At 69.4% G+C, this 12,847-nt stretch carries 11 protein-coding genes and 2 pseudogenes; 9 read left to right on the plus strand and 4 right to left on the minus strand.

What is annotated here, in order from left to right; all coding sequences use genetic code 11:
- Positions 1-272: 272 nt before the first annotated feature.
- Both G6045_RS16400 and G6045_RS16405 read left to right on the plus strand, forming a co-directional pair.
- Positions 273-920, plus strand: coding sequence for a dihydrofolate reductase family protein (locus tag G6045_RS16400; protein ID WP_165332693.1), 648 nt, complete (start codon positions 273-275; stop codon positions 918-920).
- Positions 921-1,164: 244 nt separating this feature from the next.
- On the plus strand, positions 1,165-1,734 hold the full coding sequence (locus G6045_RS16405; protein ID WP_165332694.1) for a dihydrofolate reductase family protein: 570 nt from the start codon (positions 1,165-1,167) through the stop codon (positions 1,732-1,734).
- Between the two features lie 244 nt (positions 1,735-1,978).
- Here the strand turns inward: G6045_RS16405 and G6045_RS16410 are convergent, their stop codons facing one another.
- Genes G6045_RS16410 through G6045_RS16425 form a run of 4 tightly spaced genes read right to left on the minus strand, consistent with a single transcriptional unit; the run spans position 1,979 to position 4,927 of the window.
- Complete coding sequence (locus G6045_RS16410) at positions 1,979-3,259, minus strand: MFS transporter (protein WP_165332695.1); 1,281 nt, start codon at positions 3,257-3,259, stop codon at positions 1,979-1,981.
- Positions 3,256-3,420: a hypothetical protein gene (locus tag G6045_RS16415; RefSeq protein WP_165332696.1), complete on the minus strand. Its 165-nt coding sequence runs from the start codon at positions 3,418-3,420 to the stop codon at positions 3,256-3,258. Before G6045_RS16415 ends, G6045_RS16410 begins: the two co-directional genes overlap by 4 nt.
- On the minus strand, positions 3,417-4,067 hold the full coding sequence (locus G6045_RS16420; RefSeq protein ID WP_165332697.1) for an anthrone oxygenase family protein: 651 nt from the start codon (positions 4,065-4,067) through the stop codon (positions 3,417-3,419). The genes G6045_RS16415 and G6045_RS16420 overlap by 4 nt, the downstream gene beginning before the upstream one ends.
- Positions 4,064-4,927, minus strand: coding sequence for an NAD(P)H-binding protein (locus G6045_RS16425; protein ID WP_165332698.1), 864 nt, complete (start codon positions 4,925-4,927; stop codon positions 4,064-4,066). Before G6045_RS16425 ends, G6045_RS16420 begins: the two co-directional genes overlap by 4 nt.
- Before the next feature lie 182 nt (positions 4,928-5,109).
- On the opposite strand from G6045_RS16425, the gene G6045_RS16430 reads away from it, so the two are divergent.
- The 7 genes and pseudogenes from G6045_RS16430 to G6045_RS16460 all read left to right on the plus strand — a co-directional run.
- The gene (locus G6045_RS16430; RefSeq protein WP_165332699.1) at positions 5,110-7,842 is read left to right on the plus strand and encodes a helix-turn-helix transcriptional regulator; all 2,733 of its coding nucleotides are present in this window, start codon (positions 5,110-5,112) and stop codon (positions 7,840-7,842) included.
- Positions 7,843-7,953: 111 nt separating this feature from the next.
- Positions 7,954-8,733 (plus strand): alpha/beta fold hydrolase, encoded by a 780-nt coding sequence (locus tag G6045_RS16435; protein ID WP_235967945.1) that lies wholly within the window; start codon positions 7,954-7,956, stop codon positions 8,731-8,733.
- 35 nt (positions 8,734-8,768) lie between these two features.
- Positions 8,769-10,017, plus strand: a pseudogene (locus G6045_RS16440) (IS256 family transposase).
- A gap of 20 nt (positions 10,018-10,037) precedes the next feature.
- A complete protein-coding gene (locus tag G6045_RS16445) occupies positions 10,038-10,724 on the plus strand; it encodes a class I SAM-dependent methyltransferase (protein ID WP_165332704.1) in 687 nt (228 codons plus the stop codon).
- Between the two features lie 94 nt (positions 10,725-10,818).
- Positions 10,819-10,977 (plus strand): alpha/beta fold hydrolase, encoded by a 159-nt coding sequence (locus G6045_RS16450; RefSeq protein WP_165332700.1) that lies wholly within the window; start codon positions 10,819-10,821, stop codon positions 10,975-10,977.
- A 1,089-nt stretch (positions 10,978-12,066) separates the two neighbouring features.
- Positions 12,067-12,486 carry a hypothetical protein gene (locus tag G6045_RS16455; protein ID WP_165332701.1) on the plus strand — a complete coding sequence of 140 codons (420 nt, stop codon included), beginning with the start codon at positions 12,067-12,069 and terminating at the stop codon, positions 12,484-12,486.
- Between the two features lie 284 nt (positions 12,487-12,770).
- Positions 12,771-12,847: pseudogene (locus G6045_RS16460) on the plus strand (IS5/IS1182 family transposase); the annotation flags it as partial.

Below are 12,847 nucleotides of genomic sequence, written 5' to 3' on the forward strand. Positions count from 1 at the left end.
ACACCTCGCCATGGCACTGGCCGGATTCACCGACGGTCCCGACCAGAGCCTCAAGCATCCCTTAGCAAGGGCCGGAAGCCCCCCGCTTCCACTGGACGCTCACCCCCGTGAGGGGTACGCGGCCGCACCATGCGATGACCACGGAAAGTCGTCGCCCTGCGCGCGGCTGTGGGAGCTCGATGAGAACTACACGATGCAGCAAACGAGTCCACCCCGACCCGCGGGGCGACCGTTCGTCAGGCTTTCAGAATGCGCGAAGCAGGAGGAGCGACATGAGCCAGTTGTTGCGGGTCCAGAACTTCACCGTCTCGAGCGACGGGTTCGGCGCCGGCGAGGGCCAGAGCCTCGAGAAACCGTTCGGCCATGCCGATCCCGGGAACTTGCTCGCCTGGGCCTTCGCCACCGCCCACTCACCCATCCCCCGCTCCGAACCCGGTGGCAGCCGAGGTCTGGACGACTACTTCACGCGTGACTGGGCCCGCAACATCGGCGCCGAGATCATGGGCCGCAACAAGTTCGGGCCACACCGTGGGCCCTGGCGGGACCACGAGTGGCAGGGATGGTGGGGTGACGAGCCCCCCTTCCACACACCGGTGTTCGTGATGACGCACCACAAACGCCCCTCGTTCACGCTCTCCGACACCACCTTCCACTTCGTCGACGACGACCCGGCCACGGTGCTCGCCCAGGCGAAGGAGGCAGCGCAGGGCCAGGACGTCCGGCTCGGGGGTGGGGCCACGCTCATCCGGCAGTTCCTCGAGGCCGACCTCCTCGACACTCTGCATGTGGCGGTCGCACCGATGAAGCTCGGCACCGGGGCCCGACTGTGGGAGTCCCCCGATGAGTTGCTCGACCGGTTCCACCAGGACGTCGTGCCCAGCCCGAGCGGCGTGACGCACCACCTGTTCTGGCGGAAGTGAGGCCGAACCAGCCAGCCCGCGCGAGCTCCATCACCGGCGCCCGCGGCATTGATGGGGATCTGCGAAATGGCCGCAGTCACTCAGGCGCAGGCTTCCCGTTGAATGCGGGCACCTGAGGGGCGGACAGGGCACCCATCCAGCATGCGCGTGACGTGCATCACATTGGTTATGGCGATGACCTTGCCCGCTCAGTGTGGTCCATGCAGGCGCAACCACAGATTGTCAGTCACGAAGGGACCACACCGTGCGGAAGATCATCCACTTCGTCCACACCTCACTGGACGGCAACATCGAAGGCCCCAACGGCGAGTTCGACTGGCCGGCCATGGGGCCGGAGCTGTCCGCCTACTCCTTCAGCCTGATGGAGCGGGCCGACACCTTCCTGTACGGCCGTCCGGTCTGGGAGATGATGGCCGGCTACTGGCCGAACGCCGAGTCCATCTCCGACGACCCGCACGACCTCAAGTTCGCCCCGGTCTGGCGCAGCAGCCCCAAGATCGTGTTCTCGCGCACCTTGACCGAGCCCGGCCACGGAGCACGCGTCATCAACGACTCGAACCTGGTCGGGGAGGTCACCGCCCTCAAGTCCGAGCCGGGCAAGGACCTGCTGCTGACGGGCGGCGCCTCCCTGGCCGCCGAACTCACCGCCCACGGCCTGATCGACGAGCACCACGTCGTTGTACATCCCGTCGTCCTCGGCGGCGGCAAGGCACTCTTCCCGGAATCTTCGGAGCGACTCAATCTCCAACTCGTTGATTCACAGACGTTCGACTCCCGGACCGTACTTCTGCGCTACCAGCCCGCCTCACAGTGACGTAGTTCCAAGAACATCCACGCAGTGTCACTACCGGCAGCCAGATGACTCCCCGCCAAGGGTGCTCGTGCGCGAAGGTGCGCTCTTCTGGTGTCACACCACGATGCCTGTACGGCGATGTTGACCCGTTCTCGGCCGCGGTCCACACTCCCATCTGCTCCGCACGGGTCCATGCCTGGTGTAGGTCAAGCCTTTTTCACCCACCCATTTGGTGACCTGTGCCTGATCCAGCCTTCGGCAGAGGTCACAACAAGTCGGGTGCACTCTCATGGGCGGGATCCTTCGGATCGCCGGTCGAGGCAGCCGTGCGCAGCGCCTCCTCGACGCGGCGGTTGCTGGTCATGGATGCCGTGATGGCGGTCATCGCGAGGAGGAGGCCGGCGGCCGCATACAGCGGGGTGCGTACGTCGTACGTGGTGGCCAGCCAGCCGCCGATCAACGCGCCGAAGGGGGCGGCGCACATGGCGAGCATGCGGGAGGTGGAGGCGACGCGCCCCATCAGGTGGGCCGGGACGACCGCTTGCCGCAGGGATGGGGCGAGCACCATCGTCGCGCCCATGCCCGCTCCGCAGATGGCGAGCGCGAGGCCGGCGACGTACGGGTCCGAGGCGGTGGCAAGGCCCAGAACGGCGAGTCCTTCGACCGCGGCCGTGCAGGTCAGCGCCGTGCCGGTGCCAAGGCGCCGGCCGAGGAAGGAGGCGATGCCCGCGCCGAGCAGACCACCGGTGGCCTCCGCCGTGAGGAGCAGGCCGAAGCCGTACGTGTCGATGCCGAGGCGCTCCTTCGCGAAGAGGGCGAGGACCGTCTCCACCGCGAGGAAGGCGATATTGCCGACCGCCGGGCGCAGTGCGAGCCCGAGCAGCAGGCGATCCCGGAAGACATACGAGGCGCCGGCCCGCGCCTGCCGCAGCAGCGATTCGCCGGCCTGCGGTACGGGACGGGGTGCGGCGGGCAGCGACCGTACGAGCACGGCGGAGAGCGCGAACGACATCGCGTCGGCGAGCAGCGGAACCGCCCGGCCGAGCGCCAGCAGTGCGCTGCCCGCGGGTGGCCCGACGAAGCCGGACATGGCGGTCTGGGCGCCGCGCAGACGGGAGTTGGCGCGCTCGAGGAGTGCGGGGGCGCGGCCCAGCAGATCCGGCAGATAGGCCGTGGCTGCCGTGTCGAAGAAGAGCCCGCCGAGGCCGAGCAGGAAGGCGACAGCCGCGAGCAAGGGGATGCTCAGCAGGTCGAGCGCGGCCGCCGCCGCCGGTATCGCGAGTAGCACCGCACGGGCCGCGTCCGCGATCCACATCGTGCGCCGGCGGTCCCAGCGGTCCACCAGCGCACCACCGAGCACGCCGAAGAGCAGCCAGGGCAGCGTGCCGGCGGCTGTGACGACGGCGAGCGCCATCGGCTCGTGCGTCAACGCCAGCGCGAGCAGCGGCAGCGCGGCGTGCGTGACCCCGTCGCCGAGTGAGGAGATTGTCTGCGCCGTCCACAGGCGGCCGAATCCGGTCGGCAACTCCCGCATGTCTGATGTCACTTGATCTCTCCATAGATCTGCCGGCCGCGTGCCGGACGGTACGAGGATCGCCGCGCGAAGACGAGTGAGGCGTCCTGGAGCGACGGGCCGGACACCTCCTGGCACTTGTCCGCCAATGCCCGCAGCCGCGCCACGAGTTCGGTGACCTGCGTGATCGTCACGGGTTCGAAGCGGGGGTGGTGATGTGGTCAGGTCGCTGATCCGGGTGGCTGTTGTACGGGGTCCGGCCTCCGTGCTGGTACGCGGTGGGCATCGGGTCGCTGTTCTGGAAAATCGGCCCCGCAGCCGAGTTCGCGCTCTTGCCCTCTTTCGGACGGTGCGCGCCGTACACGACAAGAGCCCAGGCCAGGCAGGCGAACGCGGCGGTGTGCAGCAGGGCCCGGATGATGTTCCAGGTGACCCACGTGCTCTCGAAGTGATCGCGGACGGTGCCCAAGTGCTTGATGTGGTCGACATCGCCGGCCTTGGCGAGCTGGTCGTTGAGAGGGACGTTGACGCCGCTGGTGACCATGAAGGCGATCAGGTAGAGGACAAGGGCGGCGATCAGCCAGGGCAGCGCGGGCCGGCCCTGTCCGCGCCGGGCCAGGAACACCGCCAGCGCGAGGAGCGGGATGGAGCCCATGAACGGCAGCATGAAGGCCGGGTTGAGGATGGCCTCGTTGATGCCCTGCACGGCTTCGACGAAGGTGCGGTCGGAGGACCGGTCGAGGCCGGGCATGACGGCGTAGGCGAAGCCGGCGAACAGTCCGGCCATGAGGCCGGTGGAGATGACGGCGGCCGGCAGTACGGCGGCCTGGAGGTGTTTCATACCGCTCCCTTCTGCGTCCAGATGCCGGTGGCGGCGGTATCGCGGGCATAGTCGGAGAAGTCGCGGGCAGGGCGGCCCAGGACCTGCTGTACGCCGTCGCCCAGGTGGGCGTTGCGGCCGTCCAGCACGATGGTGAACAGGTAAAACATCAGCTCGACGACCTCGCCCGGCACACCCTCGGCGGCCAGCGCGGCGGCGTAGTCACCGGCCGGAACCGGGACGAAGGAGATCGTCCGTCCGGCCGCGGCGCCGATCTCGGCGACCGCGTCGGCCATCGTGAGCAGGCGAGGGCCGGTCAGGTCATAGATCTGTCCCGAGTGGCCGTCGCGGGTGAGCGTGGCGGTGGCGACGTCTGCGATGTCGTCGACGTCGACGAACGGTTCGGGCACGTCACCGGCCGGCAGCACCACCTCGCCGGCCTGCACCGGCTCCAGCAGGTAGTTCTCACTGAAGTTTTGGGAGAACCAAGCAGCCCGCAGGATCGTCCAGTCGGCGCCCGATGCGCGCAGCAGTTTCTCGGCGGCCTCCGCCTCGGGTTCGCCGCGTCCCGACAGCATCACAAGGCGCCGGGCCCCCGACCGCACGGCCAGGTCGGCGAACGCGCCGACCGCCTCAGGTGCTCCCGGCGTCGCCAGGTCGGGGTAATAGGTGACGTACACCGCGGCGACATCGGTGAGCGCGGGACCCCAGGTGGACCGATCGGCCCAGTCGAACGGAGGATCGACCGACCGGGACCCGACGCGTACGGGCAGGCCGAGTTCGCGTAGCCGGGTCACCACCCGGCTTCCGGTCTTGCCGGTGCCGCCCAGAACCAGCGTGATGGCCTGGCCGGCTTCAACGTGGCGGAAATGGTTTCGCATGGTAAATCTCCCTGCTTGCCGATGCGGCTGATCGATAACGCTTGAGTGAGAGCCTGGCCGGGCGCGGCGCCGCTGCCATCCGTAGGACCACTGGGCCTCACTGGGTCCAGTGCCGCTGCACGAGCCCAGTGGCCGACACGGATCACCCTTGACGCCCGCGTGGCCTGCGGCAGAATCGGCGCATGCTGTACGGGCGCGGGGCCGAACGGGCGGCGATCGACGAGGTGGTCGACGCGGCCCGGAAGGGGACGAGCCGGGTGCTCGTCCTGCGCGGCGAGCCCGGGGCGGGCAAGTCCGCGCTCCTCGACCACGCGGCCGCGACGGCCCCGATGCGGGTGCTGCGGTCGACCGGCGCGGAGCCGGAGGCCGATCTCGCCTTCGCGGCCCTGCACCAACTCCTGCTCCCAGTGACGGATCTGCTTGACACGCTGCCCGCACCACAGCGCGATGCCGTGCGGGGTGCGCTCGGCCTGGCGGCGCCGCCCGCCGAGGACGCCCAGTTCCTGGTGTCGGCCGGTGTCCTGTCCCTGCTCGCCGAGGCGGCCGCGGACGGTGGGTTGCTGTGTCTCATCGACGACTTCCAGTGGTTCGACCGGGCGTCGGCGGACGCGGTGCTGTTCGCGGCCCGGCGGCTGCGCAACGAAGGCGTGGCCGCGCTCATCGCGGTACGTGACGACGCGGGTGCGGCCGTACGCGACCTCCCGCACCTGCGCGTCGCAGGACTTGACGACGAGAGCGCGTCGGAACTGCTCGCCGAGCGCGTCGCGACCGCGCCCTCGGTGAGCGCACGGCTGATCGCCCTGACCGGTGGCAACCCGCTGGCTCTGAGCGAGGTGGCCCAGATACTCACTGCCGACCAGCTCGCCGGGCGGGCCCAGCTTCCCGAGCCGCTGCCGGTCGGCGCCCGGATCGGCGACCTGTTCGGCAGGCAGGTGGCCGAACTGCCCGAGCCGACGCGGCAGGTGCTGCTCGTCGCCGCCGCCGAGGGGCTCGGCGCGCTCGGTCTTGTGCTCGACGCGGCGGAGCGTCCCGGTGCGGCGGCGGTGGCCGATGCCGCGGGTGCGCTGGAGCCTGCCGAGGCCGCCGGGCTGATCGCCGTCGATGGTCCTTCCCTGCGCTTTCGTCACCCCCTGATCCGTTCGGCGGTGTACGCGGCGGCGGGATCGGCACGGCGGCGTGCCGCGCATACCGCCCTCGCGGCAACGCTGGAGGGCACCGCCGGCGATCCCGACCGGCGGGCCTGGCACCTGGCGGCCGCGTCGGTCGGGCGGGACGCCGATGTCGCCGACGAGCTCGCCGCCTCGGCCGAACGGGCCCGGGCCCGGGGCGGATACGCCGACGCCGCCGCCGCGCTGGCGCGTTCGGCGGAGCTCACGCCCGAGAAGTCCCTACGGGCCCGGCGGTTCACCGACGCGGCGACGACGGCCTGGCTCGGCGGGCTGCCCGGCCGGGCCAAGACCTGCCTCGCCACGGCACGCGAGCTGACCGACGACCCGCGGCTGCTTGCCGAACTGGCCCAGCTGCACGGCCGCTTCGAGCTGAACTCGGGCGACGCCGCCGAGGCGCAGCGGGTGTTCCTCGAAGGGGCCACGCGAGCAATGGAGGCCGCACCCGGTCGGGCCCTGGAGATGCTGGGGGACGCCGTGGAGGCCGCGAGCAACGTCGGCGACGATGCCGCCATCGTGGCGATGGCCCGCCAGGCGGAGACTTTCGTCGGCGGCGATCCGTTCCTGCGGGCCGTCCTCAGCGGCATGGGCGCGATGCTCGCGGGCGACGTCGAGCGCGGCGCCCCCATCCTGCGGGGCGTGTTGTCGCGAGCCGACGGCTCCGAGCGGGCCAACGAACTGTGGTGGGCCTCCGCCGCGGCCAGCCTCCTGGGCGAGATGGACACCTCGACCGACGCCATCATCCGCGCCGGTCGCGTCGCCCGCGGCTCCGGAATGACCGGCCGGCTGCCGGGTGTCCTGGAGTTCGTGGCCCGGGCCGAACGGATCAAGGGCCGGCTGGCCCTCAGCACGGCCATCACCGAGGAGGGGCTCGCCCTCGCACGCGAGGCGGGCTACAGCAACTCCGTGGCTGCGCACCTGGCGAACCTCGCGGCGATCACGGCCATCCAGGGCCGCGAGGACGACTGCGAGCGGTACGCGCGGGACGCCCTCGCCATCGCCATTCCCCACCGACTCGGGCTGCGGGCGAGCATCGCCTCCTATGCCCTGGCACTCCTCGACCTGACCTTGGGCCGCTTCACGGCCGCCCATGCCCGCTTCGAGTCGCTCGCCACCGCCGGACCCGGCATCGGTCACCCGATCACCGCCAGGCGTTCCACCCCCGACCGGATCGAGGCCGCCGTGGCGTGCGGCGAGCCGGACACCGCCCGGTCCGCCCTGGAGTCGTACGAGCGCTGGGCGGCTCACGCCCGCGCCCCGCAGTCACAGGCGCTGCTCGCCCGCTCTCGCGCCCTCGTGAGCGCAGACGACGCCGAGGCGGTCGCGCTCTACGAGAAGGCGCTGCGCCTGCATGACGGCGGTTCACCCTTCGACGAGGCTCGCACATCCCTCCTCTACGGCGAGCGGCTACGCCGGATCCACCGCGGTGGTGACGCTCGGCTCCTGCTGCGTTCCGCCCTGGAGACGTTCCAGCGGATCGGCGCCGGTCCATGGGCTCACCGCGCGTTGGGCGAACTGCGCGCCGCCGGGGAGTCGGTGACCAGACCCGAGTCCGACGCCCTGGGCACCCTCACCCCGCAGGAACTGCGCATCGCCCGCCTGGTCGCCGAGGGCATGTCCAACAAGGAGATCGCGGGTCGGCTCTTCCTGAGCCCCCGCACGGTCGAATACCACCTCTACAAGGTCTATCCCAAGCTCGCCGTCAGCTCCCGCACCGAACTATCCCGCCTGGTCAACACCTCCCCGTGAGGCAACCCCCGTACCGGCCCACTGGACCCCGTGATCCTACGGATGGCACCGGCGGCAAAACGGGCCAGACTCATCGTCACCCGTACGGAACCTCCTGAACTGGAGCCGCACATGACTGCCCAACGCATGATCAACCATGGCAACGTCGGGCTGTGGAGCGAGGAGTTCGGCGACACCGCCCACCCGCCGGTGCTGCTGGTGATGGGGTCGATGTCGCAGGGCGTGCTCTGGCCGGACGAGCTCGTCGGGCGGCTGGCCGCGGCGGGACGCCGGGTGATCCGGTACGACCACCGGGACACCGGCAGGTCGGGCGTGGTCGATTTCGAGACCGGCCCGTACACCTGGGCCGACATCAAGGACGACCTGCTCGCCGTCCTCGACGGTTACGGGATCGACCGCGCCCACATCGTGGGGCACTCGGCCGGCGGGCTGCTCGCACAGTGGGTGGCGGCCGAGCACCCGGAGCGGCTGCTGACGGTGATCGGGTCCTCGCCGCTGGGCGCGGGCGAGGGGCGGGCCCTCGTACGGGCCCTGACGGGGCAGGAACCGGACGAGCACGACCTGCCCTACCCGACTGCCGAGGCCATTGAGTTCTTCACCCGTGCAGCGGCCACCCGCCCGGTCCGGACCGGCGGTCGCAGATCGATCTCGCGATCGGGCTCGGCCGGGTCGCGCACGGGGCAGGCCTGCCGTTCGACGAGGACGAGCAGCGCCGGCTGGAGGAGCGGCTGTACGACCGGGCCTGGCAGCCCGGTTTGCAGGCCGGTCACCAGCGCGCCCACGCCGCCGATCCCGGCCGCCGAGAGCAATGCTCAAGACCTGTGGATCAGCCTCGGGTTGGCGCGTGAAGGGCGTACCTTCCCGAATGATCCTGTGATGGTCATCGAGTAGGCCGACGTTGGCGCGTCGGTCGGGAAGGCACGCCCGTGCTCACGGTAGTCAACGAAGACGGAACAACACCACACGGCTCCCTGATTGACGACATCGTCCGCGAGGGCGCACGGCGGATGCTGACCGCCGCGTTGGAGGCGGAAGTCAACGCATACATAGCCGACTTGGCTGATCAGCGGGACGAGTCCGGGCGGCGTCTGGTCGTGCGCAACGGCTTCCACCAGCCGCGGAAGGTCACGACCGCGGCCGGGGCGATCGAAGTCAAGGCCCCGCGGGTCAACGACAAGCGCGTCGACCAGTCCACCGGTGAGCGCAGGCGGTTCTCCTCGGCGATCCTGCCGCCCTGGGCCCGCAAGTCCCCGAAGATCAGCGAGGTGCTGCCCCTGCTTTACCTGCACGGCCTGTCATCGGGGGACTTCGTGCCCGCCCTGGAGCAGTTCCTCGGCTCCTCCGCCGGCCTCTCGCCCGCCACGGTCACCCGGCTGACGACGCAGTGGCAGGCCGATCACAAGGCATTCGGCGAGCGCGACCTGTCGGCTACGGACTACGTCTACGTGTGGGCCGACGGCATCCACCTGCGAATCCGCCTGTCGGAGGCGAAGTCCTGCGTGCTGGTCGTCATGGGCGTGCGCGCGGACGGCACCAAGGAGCTGATCGCGATGGCCGACGGCTACCGCGAGTCCGCCGAGTCCTGGGCCGACCTGCTGCGTGACTGTTCCCGGCGCGGGATGCGCGCTCAGGCCCTCGCGGTCGGCGACGGAGCACTGGGCTTCTGGAAGGCCCTGGCCGAGGTGTTCCCCGAGACCCGCCATCAGCGGTGCTGGGTTCACAAAACCGCCAATGTACTCAACGCTATCCTGAAGTCGGCCCAGCCTGGGCGCGGAAGGCGCTGCAGGACATCTACAACGCCGAGGACCGCGAGCACGCGGTCAAGGCCGTCGCCGCATTCGAGAAGACCTACGGCGCGAAGTGGCCCAAGGCCGTCAAGAAGATCACCGACGACGTGGACGAGCTGCTGGTGTTCTACGACTTCCCGGCCGAGCACTGGGTTCACCTGCGCACAACGAATCCCATCGAATCGACCTTCGCGACGGTGCGGCTGCGGACCAAGGTCACCAAGGGCGCCGGCAGCGCGGCCGCCGCGCTTGCCATGGTCTTCACGTCGAGTCCGCCCAGGCGCGCTGGCGGGCGGTCAACGCACCGCACCTCGTCGCCCTCGTCCGCGCCGGAGCCCGCTTCGAACGCGGCCACCTCGTCGAACGCCCCGAGACCGTGGCAGCGTGACCACCTTTCCCGAAACGCCGATGGAGGCATCCGCCGTGTCCGACCTCGACAGCCAGACCGCTTACTGGGACGCCGCCGCGACGACGAAGCGATTCACGCACCCACTGCACACACCGTGGCTGGACAACGTCGAACGAAGCGCCGCGATCCTCGACTACGGCTGCGGCTACGGCCGAACCCTGGATGCGCTGGAACAGCAGGGCTTTGACAACCTCTCCGGCGTCGACACATCACCGGGGATGATCGCTCGGGCCCGCAGCCTGCACCCCGCGATGCACTTCGCGGTGCTGGACACACCACCGACACTGGCCTGCCCGGACGCGAGCATCGACGTGGTCGTGCTCTTCGCGGTGCTGACCTGCATCCCAAGCGACGACGCACAGCGGCTGCTGATCGGCGAGCTACACCGCGTGCTCAAGCCCGGCGCACTGCTCTACCTCAGCGACCTGCTACTACAAGACGACCAGCGCAACCGCGACCGCTACGCGAGGTTCGCCGAGCCCTACGGCACCTACGGGGTGTTCGAGACCGGCGACGGCGCAGTGTGCCGCCACCATCCGAGCGGCTGGTTCACCTCCCTGCTCGCCGGTTTCGAGACCATCGACACCCGACGAACCACCGTGACCACCATGAACGGCAACACATCGGCGGGCCTTCAGATCCTGGCCCGCAAGCCGGTCCCAGGTCACCAGACCCCTACCCACTGACGCTGCGGCCGGACAACGCACCCACAGGTATTGACAATTACTCGGCGCCGAGCCGGCGGGGGTCCTGGGGAAGATCACCGCCCCGACCCTGGCTGTGGAGGGCACGCACGAGCCGTACAAGCCCGGTCACTCCGCGCTCATCGCCGACGCGATCCCCGGGGCCTCGATCCTGACCGTCGAGGGCATGGGGCACTCGTTCCCGCCCGAGGTGCACGAGCTGTTGGCGGACGCCATCATCGCCCACACACAGTGACTGAATCGCCGCCCTCATCGGATGCCGGAGGCCACCGTATTGATGCTGCTTCTGTGACCTCGCCTGATCGGCCTTCGCGCGTCCACCTGGATGGTCCCGGGACGATCCGCGTCACGCACGAGGAGATCCGGCGGTGGCGCGGTTCTCCGGTCAGGCAATAGATGTCGTCGACGAACCGGTCGAGGGGCGGACAAGGCACCCGGCCGACGTATTCATCGGCACAGTGTGCCCAACAACCGTTGAGTGCGCGAGGGACGTTGCCGGCGCAGCCATCGATCCTCTCCGCGGTAACTTCAGCCACTGAAGATCTCTACAGGCCGACCTCCCACGGGAATGGGCAGAGCGCGGCTGCACGACAGTAGACATCTACCACCCACGGCATCAGCGCCGCCATCGGGTGCAGTCGGGAACCCTGCAGGCTGGCGAGTTGCCGGGCACTGTGGTGCACACACCCTGTGATCTCGGTTCCGTCCCTGGTGACGACCGTCACCGCCGCCAAAGCCCCTTCGCACGGCGTCGGGTCCTTTTGATCGGCTATCAGACATCGCTGACCAGCGTCCGCATTCGGTTCATCCAACGTCGCCTCCAGCGGCGTGATGCCCTTATCAGCGGTGGTATGCCCGGGTAAGCCAGTTTCTATGAACTGCTGGCGATACCCTGGCCGTAACTTTGCCCTTGAATACTTTCGTACGCCCCTACCACTTCGGGTGCGCGCCCCGGCAAACCGCAGCAGCCCAGCCGTGGTGAGTTCACCAGGCGGGCATGACAGTTCCGCCCTCCCCGTCCGTCGGGCGGGACCCTTGAAGCGACGGATGGAACCAGCTGGCCCACCACTCGCCGCTCTGCGCCCGTGTACGCAGACGGCTCATCGCCCGCCGCAACAGTGGCATCCGCCAGATCCACAGCCAGCACCGAAGGGGCCCGCCGACATCTCCGCCATCACCTAGGACACGGTCTCCCGAGCAACCTCTAAGCGCTCAAGATGCTCTCGGGCCGCCCCTCATTTGCGTTCTGGTGCAATCACTCGTCGATGCGGGGAAACGCGAATACGTTGACGCAGCCAAGTCGCCAGCGCTCACGGGGGAATTCATGCGCGCACGCACCACAGTCATCGCGCTCAGCGCTGCCGGGCTGCTCACCTTCACCAGCTCTGGCACCGCCCAGGCGGCCACGTACTACCGAACGTGCGACACCACTGGAGCGTCAGGCAGCGCAAGTTTCGACATGCAGCAAAATGGCCCCGGCAATCCGAACCCTTACGTCGTCGTCGGCAACCTCTCCGTGGTCGACACAAAGGGAGACGGCAATCACGTGCGCGTGCGCTTCACCTGGGCTTACCCAGGACAGACAAGCCGGGCGAGCCAATGGTTCAAGAACACGCTGGGAAACGGCAAGCGTCAGTCGTGGGACTTTCGGCAAGACCTGGCCGTTTACCCAAGGTCGCTAGGAGTCCAGGTCGCCAGGTACGAGGGCGACCGTTACCTGAACTCTTGCTCCGACTGGACCTGACGTCACGAGTTCACTCGCTCCCGGCCGGCCGTCGGTAGCGCCCGTGCAGCCCCCTGGGTTCTCCGCCCCGCCACCCGCATGGCTGACCCGGCAATGCCGGGCGCCGGCTCGGGCAACTGGTCCCCACACAGTCGGGCAGCGGCGACGAATAGGTGTCGCCTGCCGGAGGCCCGACAACGGTCCGAGGAGTTCCTAGACGCCCTCCAGCACCGGCCGGCGGCCGTTGCCGGCGGCGCCTAGAGGTTGTCCCGTAACCGGTGTGGCTCCTGGGGCGTTGTCCGGTCATGGGTGGGGTGATCTCAGCAGATGATCCGAAATGGATCGAGCCGTTCGTCGGGTTGAGCCCGGAGCAGTTCAACCG

This window comes from Streptomyces mesophilus (assembly GCF_011044995.1).
Taxonomy (GTDB): Bacteria; Actinomycetota; Actinomycetes; order Streptomycetales; family Streptomycetaceae; genus Streptomyces; species Streptomyces mesophilus.